Here is an 18315-nt window from a genome sequence, read left to right on the forward strand (position 1 = left end):
GACACCACCCTGGGGGTACGCGACGGCGGCACCGGACGAGATCCGGTGCCGCCGTCGTCGTCGCGTCAGTCGTTGAGCACCTGGGAGAGCCGGTCGCGGAAGCGCCGCTCCGAGTCGCTGACCACGTCCCCGCCGAGACCCAGGATGCCGCCGCTGGAGGCCGCGCCCACCACCTGCTCGGCGATCTCCACCAGCCAGTGCTTGTAGGCGCCGGCCTCGCCCTCGTCCGTCCGGGCGGCCAGCAGCACCGCCGCCTCCCTGGCCCGGCCCAGCACGTCCTCCAGGTAGGCGCGGGGGTCGGACGGCGCGATGACCGGCATCTCCTCGCCGGCCTCCGGGTCGCCCACCCGGGTGACGATCTCGCCGGCCACGGCCGCGACCAGCGGGCTGGCCGACTCCCGGCCGGCGGCGATGGTCTCCAGCCCGGCGGCGTTCTCGGCCATGGTGCGCCGGGTGCCGTCGGACTCTGCGGCGCTCGCCGCGGTCAGCACCGACTGCGGCAGGCCGACCAACAGCCCCCACTCCTCGTCGGAGAAACCGAATCCGGTGTACGCCGGCTGCTCGATCACGGCAAAGCCCCTTTCCGCACTGATGTCGCTCGTCGTCCACGGCCCCGGCCAGCGGTGCCCGGCTCAGGCTAGTCGAGGGTCAGCAGGCCCTGTTCGGACACCACGCTGACGGACAGCGTCTTGTACCCCACCTCGTCGAAGAGAACCGTCATCCGGTCCTCCTCGTAGCTCAGCACCAGGCCGTGCCCCCACTCCGGGTGCCGGACCTGGCTGTGCACGGGGAAGGGCCCGACCGCGCCGTCGTCGGGGGTGCTGGTGCCGGCGTGGCAGTTGTCGCAGTGCCCGCAGAGCTCGGTCATCTGCTCACCGAAGTAGGCCAGCAGCGTCTGCCCCCGGCAGGCGGTGGTCTCGGCGAAGGCCCGCATCATGTCGGTACGCGACCGGGTCACGGTCTGCTGCCGCTCGGCCTCCGCCAGGGCCGCCGCGGCGGCGTCCACGGGCGCGGGGGAGTAGCGGGGGACGCCGATGCGCTGCTTCGCCCTCGGCTCGGCCGCGCCGACCTGCTCCAGCAGGGCGAGGTACTGGCCGAGCTTGCGCGGGCCGAGCCCGGTGAGCTCGCGCAGCTCCTTCTTGTTCCGTGCCTTCTTGCGCAGCAGCGCGGACAGGTCGCGCAGCTCGTCGGCGTTCGGCAGGCCGCCGCTGAAGAACCGTTGCAGCCCGACGTCCTCGCCCTGCCACAGCAGCAGCACCCGGGCCGGGGCGCCGTCGCGGCCGGCCCGCCCGATCTCCTGGAAGTAGCTGTCCGGCGAGTCCGGCAGCGCCATGTGGACCACCCAGGCGATGTTCGGCTTGTCGATGCCCATGCCGAACGCCGAGGTGGCGACCATGATCGGCACCTGGTCGGCGAGGAACGCCTCGTGCAGCTCGGCGCGCGGCCCGGCCGCCATCCCGCCGTGGTAGTACTGGGCCGGGTAACCGGCGTCGGTGAGCCGGGCCGCCAACTCCTCGGCGGAGCGCCGGGTGGGCACGTAGATGATGCCGGGCCGGGTGTCGTCGCTCAGCAGGGCGAGCAGCCGCCGCCACCGGTAGTCCTCCGTCGGGCAGTGCGCCACCTCGAGGAACAGGTTCGGCCGGTCCAGCCCGGAGACCACCACCTCGGGCTCGGTCAGCCGCAGCCGGGCGATGATGTCGTCGCGTACGGGCGGGGAGGCGGTGGCGGTCAGCGCCACCACCGGGGGCCGGCCGATGCCGTCGATGAGGTGACCCAGCGCCAGGTAGTCGGGGCGGAAGTCGTGCCCCCAGGCGGAGATGCAGTGCGCCTCGTCGATCGCCACCAGCGCCGGCTTCAGCGACTTCACCTCGGCCATCCGGTCCGGGTTGGCGAGCTGCTCCGGGGTGATGAAGAGGAACTCGGCCCGCCCCTCGCGGATCTCGGTGATCGCCTGCGCCTGCTGGGCGGCCGACTCGTTCGAGCTGATCCGCACCGCACGCAGCTCCGGCCGCTGCCGCTCGTTGAGCGCCGCGATCTGGTCCTGCTGGAGGGCGAGCAGCGGGGAGATCACCACGGTCGGGCCGGGGATCAGGCTGGCCGGGATCTGGTAGATCGCCGACTTGCCGGCGCCGGTGGGCAGCACCACCAGGGCGTCACGGCGCTTCATGACCGCCCGCATGGCGGCCAACTGGTGGGGCCGCAGTGCGGTCCAGCCGAAGAGGCTCTTGGCCGCGCGGCGCAGTGTCGTGGAGTGCGTGGACAGTTTCATCGAGGGCCGGAGGTACCCGACGCGATCAGCGCCGAAACCGCGCTCAGGTGCAAGGAAGGGGCCCTTCCTTACACCTGAGGCGGCGGTCAGCGTACGCGGGGGAACACCTCGCGCTGGTAGAGGTCGAGCAGGCCCTGCCAGTTCGGGCCGGTGTTGGCCACGTAGACCTCGTCGAAGCCGGCCTTGGCGTACTGGTCGATCTTCGCCAGGTGCGCGTCGGTGTCCCGCCCGCAGACGAAGGCGTCCTTCATCGCCTCCGGCCGGACCAGCTCGCCGGCCTGCTCGAAGTGCCGCGGCGAGGGCAGCACCTGGGACAGCTCGCCGGGCACCCCGGCGTTCGGCCAGCGCTCGTACGCGATCCGCACGCCCTCCTCCTCGCTGGGCGCGTACGCCGCCTTGAAGCCGGCCTGGCACGGCTTGTCGCCGCCGCCGTTCTCCCGGAACCGCCGGACGAGTTCGGCGTCGGGCGAGGTGTTGACGAAGCCGTCGCCGACGCGGGCGGCGAGGTCGACGGCCTTGGGGCCGAAGCCCGAGACGTAGACCGGCGGGGGAGCGTCCGGCAGCGTGTAGATCCGGGCGTGCTCGACGGTGTAGTGCTTGCCGTGGTGGTTGACGAAGCCGCCCCGCCACAGCTCGCGCATCACCTCGACGGCCTCCTCCAGCATCTCCAGCCGGACGTCGGCCTGCGGCCAGGCGTCGCCGAGGATGTGCTCGTTGAGCGCCTCGCCGCTGCCCACCCCGAGCACGAACCGCCCGGAGTGCAGGACCGCGCTGGTGGCCGCGGCCTGCGCGAGGACGGCCGGGTGGAGGCGCACGGTCGGGCAGGTCACGGCGGTGGTGACCGGGAGCTGGCAGACCTGGCTGAGTGCGCCGATCATCGACCAGACGAAGGGGCTCTGCCCCTGCGCGTCCGTCCACGGGTGGTAGTGGTCGGAGATCCAGAGCGCCTCGAAGCCGGCCCGCTCCGCGCCGCGCGCCTGCTCCAGCAGCTCGGCCGGCGTGTACTCCTCGGTGGACAGAAAGTAGCCGATCCTCATCGTTCCCCCTCGCCGTGTCGTACCGGTCCAACGAGGCAGGCGGTACCCCGACGGCCGCCGCCGAACCGCGGTGCCGGCGCCGGGTGGCGCCTCAGCGCCGGAACATCGCGCGGATCGCGGCGAGCAGGAGGAGGCCGCCGACGACCAGGCCGAGCATGCGTACGCCGGGGATGTCGGCCGGGCTCGTCGCGTCGGCCAGCAGCAGGGGATCCATCCCCGAACTGTCCCCAGCTCCGCGCCCGACGGCAACTGTAAGGTTTATTGACTATTTACTCGCACGGTGTGACCATGTCAGCACCGCCGCCGGTGGCGGGCCGCCGGGCGCGGAGAAGACGGGGGTACGACGACCGCATGAGCGAGCGACACATCAGCCACCACACCGGCAGGCCGGCGTGAGCGGGCGCGACGGGAGCCTGACGGCCCTGGCCGCCGCCGTCCTCCAGCCGGGCTTCGTCGGCACCACGCCGCCACCCTGGATCTGCCGCTGGCTCGGCGAGGGCCTCGGCTCCGTGGTGCTCTTCGCCCGCAACGTGGTCGACCCGGAGCAGGTGGCCGCCCTCACCGCCACGCTGCGCGCCGAGCGCCCCGACGTCGTCGTCGCCATCGACGAGGAGGCCGGCGACGTCACCCGGATCGAGTCCGCCCGGGGCAGCTCCCGGCCCGGCAACTTCGCCCTCGGTGCGGTGGACGACCCGGCGCTGACCGAGGAGGTCGCCCGCGACCTGGGCGCCGACCTCGCCGCGCTGGGGATCACCCTCGACTACGCCCCCGACGCCGACGTCAACTCCAACCCGGCCAACCCGGTGATCGGCGTACGCGCCTTCGGCGCCGAGCCGGCGCTGGTCGCCCGGCACACCGCCGCCTGGGTACGCGGCCTCCAGTCGGGCGGGGTCGCCGCCTGCGCCAAGCACTTCCCGGGGCACGGCGACACCCAGGTCGACTCGCACCACGACCTGCCCCGGATCGGCGCCGACCGGGCCCGCCTCGACGCCGTGGAGCTGGCCCCGTTCCGGGCCGCCGTCGCCGCCGGGGTGCAGGCCGTGATGACCGGCCACCTGCTGGTGCCGGCGCTGGACCCGGAGCTGCCCGCCACCCTCAGCAGCCGGATCCTGGGCGGGCTGCTCCGCGACGAGCTGGGCTTCTCCGGCGTCGTGGTCACCGACGCGGTGGAGATGCGGGCGGTCGCCGACCGGTACGGCTTCGCCGGCACGGCGGTGCGCGCCCTCGCCGCGGGCGCCGACGCGATCTGCATCGGCGGGGAGCGCGCCGACGAGGGGTCGGCCCGGCTGCTGCGGGACGCCATCGTCGCGGCGGTCGTCGCCGGCGACCTGCCCGAGGAGCGCCTCGCCGAGGCGGCCAAGCGGGTGGGGCAGCTCGCCGCCTGGACGGTGGCCGCCCGGGCCGAGCGGCCGTCCCGGTCCCGCCCGAGCGCCGCCGGTTCGGCCGTCGGGCTGGCCGCCGCCCGCCGGGCGCTGCGGGTCACCACCGCGCCCGCCGGCGTCGGCGCGCTGCCGCTGACCGGTCCCGCCCACGTGGTCGAGTTCGAGCCGCCGCGCAACATCGCGATCGGTCCGGAGACCCCGTGGGGGCTCGCCGCCCCGCTGGCCGACCTGCTCGCCGGCACCACCACCGTCCGCTACGCCGAGGCCGACGTGCCCGCCGACCCGACCGCCGGGGCGGCCGGCCGGTGCGTGGTGCTGGTGGTGCGCGACCTGCACCGGCACGACTGGATGCGGGCGTCTGTGAGCCGAGCGCTGGCCGCCCGCCCGGACGCGGTCGTGGTCGAGCTGGGCGTGCCCGAGCTGGTCACCGGCGCGGTCCACGTCGCCACCCACGGCGCCACCCGGGCCGCCGCCCACGCCGCCGTCGGGCTGCTGACGGGGCGCTGACCGCCCCCGCACCCCCGACCGGTGCCCCCGGGCTACGGCTCGGGGGTGACCAGGTCGGCGTACTCGGGGTGGCGGCCGATGAAGGCCGCCATGAACGGGCAGCGCGGCACCACCGTCGTGCCGCGTTCGCGGAGCTGGTCGAGGGTGCCCCGGACCAGGGCCGCGCCGACGCCCATGTTCTGGAACCTCGGGTCGACCTCGGTGTGGGTGAAGATCAGCACCTCGCCGCGCGGCAGGTACGCGGTGAACCCGGCCAGCGCGTCGTCGACCAGGATCTCGAAGCGGTGCTTGGCGGGATTGTCCTCGACCAGGGTGCTCACCCGGCCATTCTGCCCCCGCGACCGGCGAGCCGGTCCAGTTCGTCGAGCAACCGGTCCACCTCTTCCGCCGTGTTGTAGTGGTAGAGGCTGGCGCGCACCGCCCCGCCGCTGTCGCGCAGCCCCATCGCCTGGAAGTACTCGTACGCGTAGTAGTCGCCGGCGGAGAGGCAGAAGCCGGCCGCGCCCAGCTCTTCCTGGGTCCGCTGCGGGGAGAGCCCGGCCAGCCGGAAGGACACCGTCGGGCAGCGCCGGGCGGGGGAGCCGAGCACCGTGACGCCGGGCAGCGCGGCCAGCCCGGCGAGCAGCCGGTCCAGCAGCGACTCCTCGTACGCCCGCGCGGCGCCCAGCCCGACGACCAGCCGCTCGCGGCGGCTCCCGGTGGCCGCCGGGTCCAGCCCGGCCAGGTGGTCCACGGCGGCGGCCACGCCGGCCAGCAGGGGGAAGCTCGGGGTGCCGTACTCGAAGCGGTCCGGCACCGCGTCGGAGGAGGGCAGCAGCTTCGCCGGGCGCAGCCGCTCCCACGTCGCCGGGGCGGCCACCATCGCGGCCAGGTGCGGCCCCGACCACTTGTAGGCGCTGGTGACCAGGAAGTCGGCGCCCAGCGCGGCGACGTCGGTGGGCCCGTGCGGCACCGAGTGCACCCCGTCGACGCAGACCAGCGCGCCGGCGGCGTGCGCGGTCGCGGCGATCGCCGCCACGTCCGGGACGGTGCCTGTCGCGTTGCTGCCCGCGGTCACCGCGACCAGCCGGGTCCGCTCGCCGACCAGTTCCGCGTAGCGGGCCGCCGGCAGTTCGGCGGTGTCCCGGTCGAACTCGGCCCAGCGCACCGTCGCGCCGGCCGCCTCGGCGGCCTGCACCCAGGGGCGTACGTTCGCATCGTGGTCGAGCCGGGAGACCACGACCTCGTCGCCGGGCCGCCAGCCGGCGCCCAGGGTCCGGGCCAGGGTGTACGTCAGCGCCGTGGCGCTCGGCCCCAGCACCACCCCGTCGGGTTCGGCGCCGAGCAGGTCGGCCACGGCCGAGCGGGCGGCGGCCACCATCTCCAGCGAGCGTCGGCCGGGCGCGAAGGCGGCGCTACGGTTGCCCACCGCCGCGCGCATGGCGGCGGTGACCGCGTCGACGACTCCGGCGGCGGTCTGGGTGCCCCCGGCGCCGTCGAGGTGGACGAAGCCCTCGGCGAGGGCGGGGTAGGCGGCCCGGGTGCGGGCGATGTCGAACGGCATGCCCGGGACCCTAACGCCCCGCCCCGGGCGCCCCACCTGCGCGGATGATCACGCCCTGCCGGAGTGGCCCGCGTCTCGTACCCTTGGCGGGGTGACGAACCGACGTGTTGCCTTCCCGCTGACCCCCACCCGCCGGGCCGCCGGCCTGTTGGCAGGCCTGGCGCTCGGCGCCGCCGTGCTCGCCGGCTGCAGCTCCGAGGGCGCCAGCACCGACTGCGGTCTGGACGCCTGCACCGTCACCTTCGACCGGGGCGTGGACGCCCGCGCCACCATCCTCGGGGTGGAGGCGAAGTTGATCGGCGCGCAGGGCGACCAGGTCACGGTCGAGGTCGCCGGCGAGCAGCTGTCGCTGACGACGGGCCAGCAGGCCACCGAGGTCGGGGGCTTCGCGGTGACGCTGGACAGCGTCACCGACCAGGAGGTCAAGATCCGGGTGTCGAGGAATCCCGGCAACTGATCCGTCGGGGCGGCGGTGGCCGACGTTTGGAAATCTTCGTATTCGGTGATTGAGGCGCCATGTCACTCACCCGGAATGCCGAAGCCACCGCCTCCCGTACGGCGAACAGCAGGTGGCTCGAGTTGTTGGCCAGAGTCGGTTTCATCGGCTACGGCATCGTGCACCTCCTGTTCGCCTGGCTGGCGTTGCAGATCGCGTTCGGCAAGGCCGGCGACGACGGCGACCAGTCCGGCGCGCTGCGCACCCTCGCCCAGCAGCCGATGGGCAAGTTCCTCGTCATCGCCATCGCGGTCGGCCTGCTCGCCATGGCGATCTGGCAGGCGCTGGAGGCGGCCGTCGGGCACCGCGCCGAGCGCGGCAAGGAGCGCGTCTGGGAACGGCTCGCCTCGCTGGGGCGGACCGTCGTCTACCTCTACTTCGCCTGGACGGCCTTCAAGGTCTTCAAGGACGCCGGCTCCAACAGCGCCGACCAGCAGGAGGCGCTGACCGGCAAGCTCATGGAGTCCTCCGGTGGTCGCTGGCTGGTCGGCCTGGCCGGGCTCGGTCTCGCCGCGATCGGCGTCGGCCTGGTGATCTACGGGCTGATCAAGCGCTTCGAGAAGCACCTCAAGACCGGCGAGATGAACGCCAAGACGCGGCAGCTCACCCGCCGGCTGGGCATGGCCGGCTACATCGCCAAGGGCGTCGCGTACGGCATCTCCGGCCTGCTCATCATCCTGGCCGCGGTCAACTACGACCCCGAGAAGGCCCGCGGTCTGGACGCGGCCCTGCGCACGCTGCGCGACCAGGCGTACGGCCAGATCCTGCTCACCCTGGTGGCGCTCGGTATCGCCGCCTTCGGCGTCTTCTGCTTCCTGCAGTCCCGGTATCGCAAGGTCTGAACCTGGTCGATTCCGGCGTCGCCGGGCACTATTGGGCCTTTGCCCGAAGCACGTGCCCGGCGCCAGGAGGAGGAAGAAACCTGTGCAGAGCTACCTCGGGACGATCGTCGCCGCGCTCGCCGCGGCGGCGATCGCCTTGTTCGCGGTCGAGGTCGCGCACCGCGTGATCCGGCGGGTCGGTCGGCGCTCGCTGCTGCTGACCGAGCTCACCGACCACGCGCACCGGTCGATCCAGGTCGCCGCCACCGTCGTCGCCGTCCAGTTCGCCGTGCGGTTCAGCACCGGCTACGCGGTCGGCGACCAGTGGCGGCAGGTGCTGCTGCACCTGCTGGTGCTCGGCGTGATCGCCAGCGTCGCCTGGCTGGTCGCCTCGCTGCTCGTCGTGGCGGAGGACACCGCACTGGCCCGGTTCCGGGTGGACGTGCCGGACAACCGGCACGCGCGGCGGGTGCGGACACAGGTGGTCATGCTGCGCCGGTTGACGATCGCGGTGATCGTCGTGCTGGCGATCGGCGTCATGCTGATGACCTTCCCGGCCGTACGCGGCATCGGCGCCGGCGTGCTGACCAGCGCCGGTGTGGTCGGTGTGGTCGCCGCGCTGGCCGCGCAGAGCCTGCTGGGCAACGTCTTCGCCGGGCTCCAGCTCGCCTTCAGCGACGCGGTCCGCCTCGACGACGTGGTGGTGGTCGAGGGGGAGTGGGGCCGCATCGAGGAGCTGACGCTCAGCTACGTGGTCGTGCAGATCTGGGACGACCGGCGGCTGATCCTGCCCACCTCGTACTTCACCAGCAAGCCGTTCCAGAACTGGACCCGCACCGAGGCGGCGGTGCTGGGCACGGCCGAGTTCGACGTCGACTGGGCGGTGCCGGTGCAGGCCATGCGGGAGGAGCTGCGCCGCCTCGTCGAGGGCACCGAGCTGTGGGACGGCCGGGTCTGCGTGCTCCAGGTGACCGACGCGACCGGCGGGACGATCAAGGTGCGTGCCCTGGTCAGCGCCGCCGACGCCGGCAGCCTCTGGGACCTGCGCTGCCTGGTCCGCGAGCACCTGGTCGCCTGGATCCGGGACCACCGGCCGACCGCCATGCCCCGGATGCGTACCGAGATCGGGGACGCGGAGAGCAACCTGGCGTGGCAGTGGGTACGCCCCCGCCGGCCGGTGCGCCGGCTCAACGACCCCGAGGTGCCCGACGACGCGCGGGTCTTCGGCGGCAGCGACGACGGCGACGCCCGCAGCGAGGCCTTCGTCGGCCCCGACGAGCCCGCCGAATCCCGCCGCTGACCACCCACCCGCCCCACCCGGTTCCACCCCACCCGGTCCCACCCCGCCCCAAGGACGGGCCGCCCCGCTCGACGCGGCCGCGCCCGCCCAAGGGGCGGCGTCGATCATGCAGTTGTGGCCCCCCGCAAAAGGGGCATCGCTCGGATAACGCTCACCACAACTGCATGATCGACCCCAGCGGTGAGGTGGGCGGGGGCCACGGGGTGGGGTGGGGGCGTGGGGTGGGTCGTGACCTGTGGGCGGCGGGGAGCGTTGGAGGTGTGGGCGGGGTTGTGCCTCGTGGGGCGGCCGGGCGGAGTGCGCTGGCTCGGGAAGTTTGACCGGGCGTTTGGCGGGGACCTGCTGCGCGACGCTTCTGCACCTTCTTCCGCGCCGTCGGCGGCTCGGGGACGCGGCGGTACGGGCTCAACGGCTGCCGGGCGAAGGATTGACGGGCGGCGACTCCGGGCATACAGCGCGGTGATGATGAAAGGAGGACAGCATGGCTGACGTGGCGAACGCCCGCACATCCCGTACCGGGAGCGAGCCGTCCACCGCCGAGCTGGTGCAGCGGGCCACGGAGCAGGTCTCCCGCCTGGTCCGGGACGAACTGGCCCTGGCCCGGGCGGAGCTGACCCAGAAGGGCAAGCACGCCGGTATCGGCATCGGTCTCTTCGGCGGCGGCGGGGCACTGGCGCTGTACGGCCTGGGTGCCCTGGTCGCCACCGCGATCCTGCTGCTCGACCTGGTGCTTCCGGCCTGGGCGGCGGCCCTGATCGTCGCGGTGGTGCTCTTCGCGATGGCCGGGGTCCTGGCCCTGGTGGGCAAGAAGCAGGTCAGCCAGGCGGTCCCGCCGGTGCCGCAGGCAGCGGTCCGTAGCGTCCGGGCGGACGTGGACACGGTCGCCGCCGCCGTGAAGGACAGGGGACGGGCATGACGACGGGCAACGGCCGGGGCACCGGCGACACCGAGGCGCTGCGGGAGGAGATCCGGCGGACCCGGGTCGAGCTGGGCGAGACGATGGAGGCGTTGGCGGCCAAGGCCGACGTCAAGGCGCGGCTGAGGTCCTCCGCCGACCAGGCGAAGGAGCGGATGCGGGACCAGACGGCGCAGACCGTGGCCCGGGTGCGCGGGCAGGCGGCGCAGAAGGCGCAGGTCGCGCGGGAGCAGGCGCAGGAGAAGGGCGCCGTCGTACGGCGTAACCCGACGCCGTTCGTCGCCCTCGCGGCGGGCGCGGTGGCGGCCGTGATCGTGTTGGTGATCGTTCGGGGGAGGCAGCGGTGAGCAGGGGCATCGGGAAGGCCGCGTACAAGCCGGTCGGCGTGCTGATGGGCATCGCCGCCGGTACGGTCGCGGGCGCGATCTTCCGGCAGGTGTGGAAGATGACGGCGGGCGACGGCGAGGCGCCCAGCGCCACCGATGAGGACCGCGGCTGGGGCGAGGTCCTGGCGGCGGCGGCGTTGCAGGGCGCCATCTTCGCGGTCGTCCGGGCCGCCGTCGACCGGGGTGGCGCGGTGGGCGTACGCCGGTTCACCGGAAGCTGGCCGGACTGACCCGACGACGACGAAAAGACCCCCGTACCGGTGCGCTGGTGCGGGGGTCTTTTCGCGCGGGTGCAAGGGCCCACCCAGCGGATCTTCGGCACCCGTCAGGTCACATGTCGAAGAATTTCGTCCGGTACTCTGTGCAGAGTTTTCGCTACGTGGTTTGCTGTTCCACGCTGTTGAGAGATGGCGTGGGTTGAGCGAAGTCTCCTTCGTGGGGGCCGCCTCAGGCACCGCTGCTCGAAAACGGCCAATCGGCCGCACGGCGTGCTCGGCCGCCAGTTTTAGAAGGAGATTCACATGGCGCAGGGAACCGTGAAGTGGTTCAACGCAGACAAGGGCTTCGGCTTCATCACCGTCGACGGCGGGGGTGCTGACGTGTTCGTCCACTTCTCGGCCATCCAGACCAGCGGCTACCGCACGCTGGAGGAGAACCAGCGGGTGGAGTTCGAGATCGCCCAGGGTCAGAAGGGTCCGCAGGCCGAGCAGGTCCGCCCCCTCTGAGCAGTGCCGGTCGGCAGCCGCCGGCCAGTGGGTGATCCGGCGCCCGGATCACAGCGAAGCCCCGTATCCCGCCAAGGATGCGGGGCTTTCCGCGTTCACGAGGCCCGCCGCCGCGGCCCCTACGCGAGCTGCCGGCCCCGGCCTGCCACTCGCCAACCTGGCCGCCCACCGGGAGAGGCGGGCGGCGCTCAGCGTCGCTTGCGGGCGTGCAGCCCGAACCAGAGGGTGACCAACCCGGCCAGGACGACGACGGGCCCCAGCACGGCCCAGATCCGTTGGTCGGTCATCACGCTGCCCTCGACGTAGCCGAGGCCCTGCACCGTCCACACCGCACCGCCGACCACGGCGAGCAGGCCGAGGGTGAGCGGCAGCCAGCCCTTCATCGCGTCTTCCCTCCGTCGATCCCCGTCCTGGCCGCCCGACTCACCACCGGTCGTGCACCCGCGGACGGACCAGTTCGTCGTAGACCTCCGCCACCGCCGCCAGCTCCCGTCCGGAGAGCGGGGCCTGGCCGGCCACGGCGGCGTTGCCCCGGGCCTGGGCGGCGTCGCGGGCGCCGGGGATGACCACGGTGACGCCGGGCTGGTCGACGACCCAGCGCAGCGCGAACTGGGCCATCGTGCGTCCGTCGCCGACCAGCGGCGCCAGCCGGCGTACGGCGGCCAGGCCCAGCGCGAAGTCGACACCGGAGAAGGTCTCGCCCACGTCGAACGCCTCGCCGTGCCGGTTGTAGGTGCGGTGGTCGTCGGCGGCGAAGGTGGTGTGTTCGTCGTACCGGCCGGAGAGCAGCCCGCTGGCCAGCGGGACGCGGGCGACGACGCCGACCCCGGCGGCGGCAGCGGCCGGGAGCACCCGGTCGAGGGGCTTGTGCCGCAGCGCGTTGAGGATGATCTGGACGCTGGCCACCCCCGGCCGGGCGATGGCGGTGAGCGCCTGCTCGCAGGTCTCCACGCTCACCCCGTAGCCGGCGACGCGTTCCTCGGCGACCAGGGTGTCCAGCGCGTCGAAGACGGCGTCGTCGGCGAAGACGGCGGTGGGCGGGCAGTGCAGCTGCACCAGGTCGAGGGTGTCCGTGCCGAGGTTGCGCCGGGACCGGTCGGTCCACTCGCGGAAGTGCGCCAGGGTGTACGCCTCGGGCGTCTGCGCGACCCGGCGGCCCATCTTGGTGGCCACGGTCAGCCCGGCGTCGGGCCGGCTGCGCAGGAACCGCCCGATGAGCTGCTCGCTGCGCCCGTCGCCGTAGACGTCCGCCGTGTCGAGGAAGGTGACCCCCGACTCGACGGCGGCGGTCAGCACGGCGGTGGCGTCGGCCTCGCTGACCGTGCCCCAGTCCGCGCCGAGCTGCCAGGCGCCCAGCCCGATCACCCCGACGCGCCGCCCCAGCCGGGGGAAGGTGCGCTGCTCCATGGGACTGAGCCTAGTGATCGGCTTGTCCGGTCGCGCGGCGGGCCGTACGGTTAACAAGACGGACGTACGGTTTGGGAGGCAGTTATGTGGGATCCGACGACGTACCTGCGCTATGGCGACGAGCGCTCCCGGCCCTTCCACGACCTGCTCGCGCGGGTCCCGGCCGAGCGCCCGCGCGCGGTGGTCGACCTCGGCTGCGGCCCGGGCAACCTGACCGCCACCCTCCCCGCACGGTGGCCGGACAGCCGGGTCGCGGGCCTCGACTCCTCGCCGGAGATGATCGCGGAGGCCACCGCCACCGCCACCGCCACCGCCACCGCCACCGCCATCACCGCCACCGCCACCGCCGCCGCTGCCGCTGCCGCTGCCGCCGCCAGGGTCTCCTTCGCCGTCGGCGACGTCCGGCACTGGCACCCGGAACCCGACGTGGACGTCGTGGTCAGCAACGCCGTGCTCCAGTGGGTGCCCGGCCACCGGGAACTGCTCACCCGCTGGGCGCGGGAACTGCCCGCCGGCGCCTGGCTGGCCGTGCAGGTGCCGGGCAACTTCGACGCCCCCTCGCACCGGGCGCTGCGCGAGGTCGCCGACCGTCCGGCGTGGCGTGCCGACGTCGCCCCGCTGCTGCGCCGGCCCCCGGCCGACGACACCGCCGTCGGCTACGCCGAGCTGCTGACCGGTGCCGGCTGCGCGGTGGACGCCTGGGAGACTACCTACGTGCACCTGCTGCCGGCCCGCGTCGACGCGGACCACCCCGTGCTGAGCTGGCTGGAGGGGACCGCGCTCCGGCCGGTCCGCGCGGCCCTGGACGCCGCCGGCTGGGCCGACTTCCGGGCCGAGCTGGGCGTACGACTCGCCGAGGCGTACCCCGTGCGGCACGCTCAGGTGCACTTCCCGTTCCGCCGCGTCTTCTTCGTCGCCCGCACCGGCGCCCGCGCAGAGGAGAACCAGTGACCGACCTGCAAACCTTCATCGCCGGACTGCCCAAGGTGGAGCTGCACGTGCACCACGTCGGCTCCGCCTCGCCCCGGATCGTCGCCGAGCTGGCCGCCCGCCACGAGGGCCGCAGCCCCGTGCCCGCCGACCCGGCCGCGCTCGCCGACTACTTCGCCTTCCGCGACTTCGCGCACTTCATCGAGGTCTACCTGAGCGTCGTGGACCTCATCCGCGACCCCGAGGACGTCTGGCTGCTCACCCACGAGGTCGCCCGCGAGCTGGCCCGCCAGCAGGTCCGCTACGCCGAGCTGACCGTCACGCCCTACTCGCACGTGCACCGGGGGATCCCCGCGCCCGCCTTCTGCGAGGCGATCGAGGACGCCCGCAAGCGGGCCGAGGCGGACTTCGGCATCGAGCTGCGCTGGTGCTTCGACATCCCCGGCGAGGCCGGCCTGCCGGCGGCCGAGGAGACGCTGCGCATCTCGCTGGAGGAGCGCCCGGACGGGCTCATCAGCTTCGGCCTCGGCGGCCCCGAGATCGGGGTGCCCCGGCCGCAGTTCAAGCCGTACTTCGACCGGGCCCGGGCGGCCGGGCTGCGATCGGTGCCGCACGCCGGCGAGACCACCGGCCCGCAGACGGTCTGGGACGCGCTGCGCGACCTCGGCGCGGAGCGCATCGGGCACGGCATCTCCGCCGCGCGGGACCCGGAGCTGCTGGCCTACCTCGCCGAGCACCGCATCGGCATGGAGGTCTGCCCGACCTCCAACGTGCGTACCCGCGCGGTCGCCAGCATCGAGGAGCACCCGCTGCGGCAGTTGGTCGAGGCCGGCCTGCTGGTCACCATCAACTCCGACGACCCGCCGATGTTCGGCACCACCCTCGACGAGGAGTACGCCGTCGCGGCCCGGCTGCTCGACGTGGGTCCGGAAGGGCTGGCGGCGCTGGCCCGCGACGCGGTGACCGCCTCGTTCCTGGACCCGGCCGGCAAGCGGCGGATCACCGCCGAGATCGACGCCCACCTGGCCACCGTCACCGGCTGAGCGCGGAGAGGGGGCGGCGCGCGGCGGGAGGAGGTGTGGGGGGACCGAGTCTCCCGCCGCGCGCCAGGCTCCACCGGCCGGTGGGGTGCCCCGAGGCATTGACCGGTGGAACTGATGGGTTCGGATTCGATCCTGTCAGCGCCGGCCCGCTCCGGCACCGCGGTTAACCGCGATCTAAGGAAGACTTGCGCCGCCCCACAACCGGCCGCCGGACCGGGGCCGCCCGGCCGTGCCGCCGCTCAGTCGTCGGTGGGCCGCTGGCGGGGCCAGCGGCGGCTGCCGGTCTTCTGCTCCCGGGCCATCCGGCCGACCAGGCCGAACCGGCTGACCTGCCGGGGCGTCGCCTCCGGGTCGGCGAGCAGCATCACCACGCTCGCCCCGCCCAGCCGGGCCCGGTCGATGCTGACCGAGCCGTTCGCCTGCAACGCCACCCGCTTGGCGATGTCCAGCCCCAGCCCGGTCGAGCCCTGGTCGCTGGTGCCCCGGCGCAGCGCCCGGTCCGGGTTGGCGATCCCCGGCCCGGCGTCGTCGATCCGGATGGCCACGTACCCGTCGCGGCGCGAGACCGCCACCTCGAACGCGGTGCCCTGCGGGGTGTACCGGAAGACGTTGCCGATCACCGCGTCCAGCGCGGCGGCCAGCTCGGCCCGGGGAACCGGGGCCGGGATGCGCAGCTGGGCGCCGCTGACCCGGTGCGGCCGGTTCTGGTCGCCGGCCAGGGCGGCCCAGAACACCATCCGGTCCCGCACCACCTCGCTGACGTCGCACATCGCCGGCCCGGCCTCGTGTGCGACCGCCTTGCGGGTGGTCTTGATCAGCACGTCGATCTCGCCCTCGAGGGTGACGATCGCCTGCCGGATCCGGCGGATGCCGCGCCGCCGGTCCAGTTCCGCCTCGCTGAACGAGCCCACGCTGGTGTCGTCGGACTCCAGCGCCTCCGCGTCGAGCCGCAGCACCGTCAGCGGGGTGCGCAGCCGGTGCGACAGGTCGGCGACCAGCTCCCGCTCGTCTGTGCGGGCGGCGTCCAGCCGGTCGGCCATCCGGTTGAAGGCGTGCCCGGCCTCGGCCAGCTCCCGTGGGCCGCTCGGGTCGACGCGTACGCCCTGGTCGCCGTCGCCGATCGCGAGCGCCGCGCGGACCAGGCCCCGGGCCGAGTCGACCGCGCGGGCGGCGACCCGGTCCACCACCAGCACCGCCGCGCCCACCAGGGCGGCGGCCACCCCGAGCAGCAGCAGCCACCGACTGTTGCCGGCCAGCTCCGACTCGGGCACGAAGACCTCGACCACGGCCGTCGTGTCGCCGAGCACCACCGGGTCCAGCCGGAGCACGCCGCCCTCGACGTCGACGACCACGGAACGCCGCTCGGCCCGCGCGCGCTCGAGGCTCCCGGCGTCGGCCCGGCCCGCCGACTCGTCCGCCCCGAGCCCGTGCACGACCGGCCGGGTGGCCGGGTCGTCGCCGCTGGCCGCCACGACGCGCTGCACCACGGCGGGGTCGGTGCTGACGGCGAGCGCGCCGGTCACCAGCGCGCTGCGTCGGGCGGCGTCCGCGATGGCCTCCTCGCGCGCCCGGTCGGCGAGACCGAGGGCGAGCGGGACGAGGAACGCGAGCGCCACCAGGGCGCACATGCCGGCCGTGAGCAGGGCCAGCGACGGCCTCAGTCCGGCGCCACCAGCCGGAAGCCGACCCCCCGCACGGTGCGCAGGTAGCGCGGCTTCGCCGCGGACTCGCCCATTTTGCGGCGCAGCCAGTACAGGTGAACGTCGATGGTCTGGTCCTCGCCGACCGATGGCTGCCGCCATACCTCCTCCAGAAGTTCCCGGCGGGACACTACCCGGCCCGGCCGCGCGGCGAGATAGGCCAGCAGGTCGAATTCCTTGCGGGTCAGCGCCAGCGGCTCGCCGTCGAGGTGGGCGCTGCGCTCGCCGACGTCCACCCGCAGCCCGCCGACGCTGTGCACGGCCGGCTGCACCGTGCGGCTGGCCCGCCCGGCCCGGCGCAGCACGGTGGTGATCCGCGCGTCGAGGTGCGCGCCGGTGAACGGCTTGACCATGTAGTCGTCGGCCCCGGCGCGCAGCAGCCGCACCACGGACTGCTCGTCGTCGCGGGCGGTGGCGATGATGATCGGCACGTCGGTGATGCCGCGCAGCATGCGCAGCGCGTCCGAGCCGTCGAGGTCGGGCAGCCCGAGGTCGAGCACCACGAGGTCGGGGGTCTCGGCCGCCACCCGGCGCAGCGCGTCCAGCGCCGTGCCGACGGCGTGCACGGCGTGCCCCCGGTCGGCGAGGGATCGCAGCATCGCGCCGCGTACGACGTGATCGTCTTCGACCAGGAGCACGGTGGCCACAGCAAGACCGTACCCGCGGTGGCAAGTCGATCGCGTTTGCGGCGCACGCTGGAAAAGGGCAAGCTGGTACAACGATGTCCTTCACGCTCTTTCCCGACACCCGCCTCGCGCTGGCCCGGGACTCGCTCGCCGGCCTGTCGGTGGGCGACGCGCTCGGCTCACAGTTCTTCGTTCCCGGCCGGCACCCGGCCGACCTGGCCGCCGGGAAGCTGCCCCCACCGCCGTGGCAGTGGACCGACGACACCGAGATGGCCTGTTCGGTGGTCGCCGCCCTGGCCGAGACCGGCCGGATCGACCGGGACGCGCTCGCCGCCGCCTTCGCCGAGCGCTGCGAGCCCTACCGGGGGTACGGGCCGGGGGCCGTGACCATCCTGCGGCTGATCCGCACCGGCACGCCCTGGCCGGTGGCGGCCGCCTCGGCCTTCGACGGTCAGGGCTCCTGCGGCAACGGCGCGGCGATGCGGGTCGGCCCGCTGGGCGCGTGGTACGCCGACTCCACCGCGCGGGCGGCGGCGCAGGCCCGGGCGTCGGCGGAGGTGACCCACGCGCACCCGGAGGGCGTCGCCGGCGCGGTGGCGGTGGCGGTGGCCGCGTCGTTGGCCGCCCGCGCCCGCCTCGACGGCCACCGGCCCGCCCCGGAGCGGTTGTTGGCCGGCGTCACCGCCGCGCTGGACCCGGCCACGGAGGTGCACCGGGGCGTACGCCGGGCCGCCGGCCTGCTCGACCGCCCGGTCGCCGAGGCCGCCGACGTGCTCGGCAACGGCTCCCGGGTCACCGCCCAGGACACCGTCGCCTTCACCTGCTGGGTGGCCGCCGTGCACCTGGACGACTACCCGGCGGCGGTCCGCGCGTGCGTCGAGGCCGGCGGGGACGTCGACACCACCGCCGCCATCGTCGGGGCGGTGGTGGCCGCGCACACCGGCGTCGGCACGCCGGGCGGGGTGCCGACCGACTGGCTGGCCGCCCGCGAGCCCCTGCCGGACTGGGCCGGCTGACCGCCACCTGATCCACGACCCGACACCCGCTCCGCTCAGCGGGCGGCGACCGGCCTGCCCGGCGACTGCGCCCCGGCGGCGGACGCACCGGCCCCGACGGCGGGCGCGCCGGCCGGCACGTGCGGGACGCGTTCCGGGGCGACGTGCTCGTCGGCCCCGGCAGCGCTGACGCTGAGCCGGCAGCTGCTGCGGGGTGAGCTGCTGGTCGAAG

General features: G+C 74.3%; 21 protein-coding genes. 11 read left to right on the forward strand and 10 right to left on the reverse strand.

The window, feature by feature from the left end; translation table 11 throughout:
* Positions 1-65: 65 nt before the first annotated feature.
* The 4 genes from AB0B83_RS16170 to AB0B83_RS16185 form a co-directional block, all read right to left on the reverse strand.
* On the reverse strand, positions 66-569 hold the full coding sequence (locus AB0B83_RS16170; RefSeq protein WP_132236000.1) for a hypothetical protein: 504 nt from the start codon (positions 567-569) through the stop codon (positions 66-68).
* A gap of 68 nt (positions 570-637) precedes the next feature.
* Positions 638-2269 (reverse strand): RecQ family ATP-dependent DNA helicase, encoded by a 1632-nt coding sequence (locus AB0B83_RS16175; protein WP_357578860.1) that lies wholly within the window; start codon positions 2267-2269, stop codon positions 638-640.
* 86 nt (positions 2270-2355) lie between these two features.
* Positions 2356-3306, reverse strand: coding sequence for a TIGR03557 family F420-dependent LLM class oxidoreductase (locus AB0B83_RS16180; RefSeq protein ID WP_357578861.1), 951 nt, complete (start codon positions 3304-3306; stop codon positions 2356-2358).
* 91 nt (positions 3307-3397) lie between these two features.
* Positions 3398-3520, reverse strand: coding sequence for a hypothetical protein (locus AB0B83_RS16185; protein WP_357578862.1), 123 nt, complete (start codon positions 3518-3520; stop codon positions 3398-3400).
* 178 nt (positions 3521-3698) lie between these two features.
* Between AB0B83_RS16185 and AB0B83_RS16190 the strand changes: the two genes are divergently transcribed.
* Positions 3699-5195, forward strand: coding sequence for a glycoside hydrolase family 3 N-terminal domain-containing protein (locus tag AB0B83_RS16190; RefSeq protein WP_357578863.1), 1497 nt, complete (start codon positions 3699-3701; stop codon positions 5193-5195).
* Between the two features lie 32 nt (positions 5196-5227).
* Here the strand turns inward: AB0B83_RS16190 and AB0B83_RS16195 are convergent, their stop codons facing one another.
* Both AB0B83_RS16195 and AB0B83_RS16200 read right to left on the reverse strand, forming a co-directional pair.
* A complete protein-coding gene (locus AB0B83_RS16195) occupies positions 5228-5515 on the reverse strand; it encodes a GNAT family N-acetyltransferase (protein WP_357578864.1) in 288 nt (95 codons plus the stop codon).
* On the reverse strand, positions 5512-6738 hold the full coding sequence (locus AB0B83_RS16200) for a cysteine desulfurase-like protein (protein ID WP_357578865.1): 1227 nt from the start codon (positions 6736-6738) through the stop codon (positions 5512-5514). The genes AB0B83_RS16195 and AB0B83_RS16200 overlap by 4 nt, the downstream gene beginning before the upstream one ends.
* 91 nt (positions 6739-6829) lie before the next feature.
* Here AB0B83_RS16200 and AB0B83_RS16205 point away from each other — a divergent pair, with 91 nt between their 5' ends.
* From AB0B83_RS16205 to AB0B83_RS16235, 7 genes are all read left to right on the forward strand, one after another.
* Entirely contained in the window at positions 6830-7195 is a 366-nt protein-coding gene (locus AB0B83_RS16205) for a hypothetical protein (protein WP_151456105.1), read from the forward strand.
* Between the two features lie 59 nt (positions 7196-7254).
* Positions 7255-8076: a DUF1206 domain-containing protein gene (locus AB0B83_RS16210; RefSeq protein WP_357578866.1), complete on the forward strand. Its 822-nt coding sequence runs from the start codon at positions 7255-7257 to the stop codon at positions 8074-8076.
* A gap of 82 nt (positions 8077-8158) precedes the next feature.
* Positions 8159-9355, forward strand: a complete 1197-nt coding sequence (locus tag AB0B83_RS16215; RefSeq protein ID WP_357578867.1) for a mechanosensitive ion channel domain-containing protein — start codon at positions 8159-8161, stop codon at positions 9353-9355.
* Positions 9356-9836: 481 nt separating this feature from the next.
* Positions 9837-10271, forward strand: coding sequence for a phage holin family protein (locus tag AB0B83_RS16220; RefSeq protein ID WP_151456905.1), 435 nt, complete (start codon positions 9837-9839; stop codon positions 10269-10271).
* Positions 10268-10618, forward strand: coding sequence for a DUF3618 domain-containing protein (locus AB0B83_RS16225; protein ID WP_357578868.1), 351 nt, complete (start codon positions 10268-10270; stop codon positions 10616-10618). Before AB0B83_RS16220 ends, AB0B83_RS16225 begins: the two co-directional genes overlap by 4 nt.
* Complete coding sequence (locus tag AB0B83_RS16230) at positions 10615-10887, forward strand: DUF4235 domain-containing protein (protein WP_089001055.1); 273 nt, start codon at positions 10615-10617, stop codon at positions 10885-10887. The genes AB0B83_RS16225 and AB0B83_RS16230 overlap by 4 nt, the downstream gene beginning before the upstream one ends.
* A 291-nt stretch (positions 10888-11178) precedes the next feature.
* Positions 11179-11382 carry a cold-shock protein gene (locus tag AB0B83_RS16235; protein ID WP_011905669.1) on the forward strand — a complete coding sequence of 68 codons (204 nt, stop codon included), beginning with the start codon at positions 11179-11181 and terminating at the stop codon, positions 11380-11382.
* A 188-nt stretch (positions 11383-11570) separates the two neighbouring features.
* On the opposite strand, the gene AB0B83_RS16240 is transcribed toward AB0B83_RS16235, so the two are convergent.
* Together AB0B83_RS16240 and AB0B83_RS16245 are read right to left on the reverse strand one after the other, a co-directional pair.
* A complete protein-coding gene (locus tag AB0B83_RS16240; protein WP_357578869.1) occupies positions 11571-11765 on the reverse strand; it encodes a hypothetical protein in 195 nt (64 codons plus the stop codon).
* A gap of 40 nt (positions 11766-11805) precedes the next feature.
* Positions 11806-12789 carry an aldo/keto reductase gene (locus tag AB0B83_RS16245; RefSeq protein WP_357578870.1) on the reverse strand — a complete coding sequence of 328 codons (984 nt, stop codon included), beginning with the start codon at positions 12787-12789 and terminating at the stop codon, positions 11806-11808.
* 84 nt (positions 12790-12873) lie between these two features.
* Here AB0B83_RS16245 and AB0B83_RS16250 point away from each other — a divergent pair, with 84 nt between their 5' ends.
* Together AB0B83_RS16250 and AB0B83_RS16255 are read left to right on the forward strand one after the other, a co-directional pair.
* Positions 12874-13740 (forward strand): trans-aconitate 2-methyltransferase, encoded by an 867-nt coding sequence (locus tag AB0B83_RS16250; protein ID WP_357578871.1) that lies wholly within the window; start codon positions 12874-12876, stop codon positions 13738-13740.
* A complete protein-coding gene (locus AB0B83_RS16255; RefSeq protein WP_357578872.1) occupies positions 13737-14762 on the forward strand; it encodes an adenosine deaminase in 1026 nt (341 codons plus the stop codon). Before AB0B83_RS16250 ends, AB0B83_RS16255 begins: the two co-directional genes overlap by 4 nt.
* A 239-nt stretch (positions 14763-15001) precedes the next feature.
* On the opposite strand, the gene AB0B83_RS16260 is transcribed toward AB0B83_RS16255, so the two are convergent.
* Together AB0B83_RS16260 and AB0B83_RS16265 are read right to left on the reverse strand one after the other, a co-directional pair.
* Positions 15002-16390: a HAMP domain-containing sensor histidine kinase gene (locus AB0B83_RS16260; protein WP_357578873.1), complete on the reverse strand. Its 1389-nt coding sequence runs from the start codon at positions 16388-16390 to the stop codon at positions 15002-15004.
* 29 nt (positions 16391-16419) lie between these two features.
* The gene (locus AB0B83_RS16265) at positions 16420-17109 is read right to left on the reverse strand and encodes a response regulator transcription factor (RefSeq protein ID WP_089001050.1); all 690 of its coding nucleotides are present in this window, start codon (positions 17107-17109) and stop codon (positions 16420-16422) included.
* 74 nt (positions 17110-17183) lie between these two features.
* Between AB0B83_RS16265 and AB0B83_RS16270 the strand changes: the two genes are divergently transcribed.
* Positions 17184-18104: an ADP-ribosylglycohydrolase family protein gene (locus AB0B83_RS16270; RefSeq protein ID WP_132240809.1), complete on the forward strand. Its 921-nt coding sequence runs from the start codon at positions 17184-17186 to the stop codon at positions 18102-18104.
* Positions 18105-18315 lie beyond the last annotated feature (211 nt).

Origin of the sequence: Micromonospora sp. NPDC049060 (assembly GCF_040649055.1) — a bacterium.
GTDB lineage: Bacteria > Actinomycetota > Actinomycetes > Mycobacteriales > Micromonosporaceae > Micromonospora > Micromonospora reichwaldensis.

What these genes read in the sequence shown, in the direction of transcription:
- AB0B83_RS16240 (WP_357578869.1), bottom strand. Translation starts at nt 11,765, where the DNA reads ATGAAGGGCTGGCTGCCGCTCACCCTCGGCCTGCTCGCCGTGGTCGGC.
- AB0B83_RS16250 (WP_357578871.1), top strand. Translation starts at nt 12,874, where the DNA reads ATGTGGGATCCGACGACGTACCTGCGCTATGGCGACGAGCGCTCCCGG.
- AB0B83_RS16260 (WP_357578873.1), bottom strand. Translation starts at nt 16,390, where the DNA reads ATGTGCGCCCTGGTGGCGCTCGCGTTCCTCGTCCCGCTCGCCCTCGGT.
- AB0B83_RS16175 (WP_357578860.1), bottom strand. Translation starts at nt 2,269, where the DNA reads ATGAAACTGTCCACGCACTCCACGACACTGCGCCGCGCGGCCAAGAGC.
- AB0B83_RS16225 (WP_357578868.1), top strand. Translation starts at nt 10,268, where the DNA reads ATGACGACGGGCAACGGCCGGGGCACCGGCGACACCGAGGCGCTGCGG.
- AB0B83_RS16220 (WP_151456905.1), top strand. Translation starts at nt 9,837, where the DNA reads ATGGCTGACGTGGCGAACGCCCGCACATCCCGTACCGGGAGCGAGCCG.
- AB0B83_RS16180 (WP_357578861.1), bottom strand. Translation starts at nt 3,306, where the DNA reads ATGAGGATCGGCTACTTTCTGTCCACCGAGGAGTACACGCCGGCCGAG.
- AB0B83_RS16200 (WP_357578865.1), bottom strand. Translation starts at nt 6,738, where the DNA reads ATGCCGTTCGACATCGCCCGCACCCGGGCCGCCTACCCCGCCCTCGCC.
- AB0B83_RS16245 (WP_357578870.1), bottom strand. Translation starts at nt 12,789, where the DNA reads ATGGAGCAGCGCACCTTCCCCCGGCTGGGGCGGCGCGTCGGGGTGATC.
- AB0B83_RS16185 (WP_357578862.1), bottom strand. Translation starts at nt 3,520, where the DNA reads ATGGATCCCCTGCTGCTGGCCGACGCGACGAGCCCGGCCGACATCCCC.
- AB0B83_RS16210 (WP_357578866.1), top strand. Translation starts at nt 7,255, where the DNA reads ATGTCACTCACCCGGAATGCCGAAGCCACCGCCTCCCGTACGGCGAAC.
- AB0B83_RS16270 (WP_132240809.1), top strand. Translation starts at nt 17,184, where the DNA reads ATGTCCTTCACGCTCTTTCCCGACACCCGCCTCGCGCTGGCCCGGGAC.
- AB0B83_RS16235 (WP_011905669.1), top strand. Translation starts at nt 11,179, where the DNA reads ATGGCGCAGGGAACCGTGAAGTGGTTCAACGCAGACAAGGGCTTCGGC.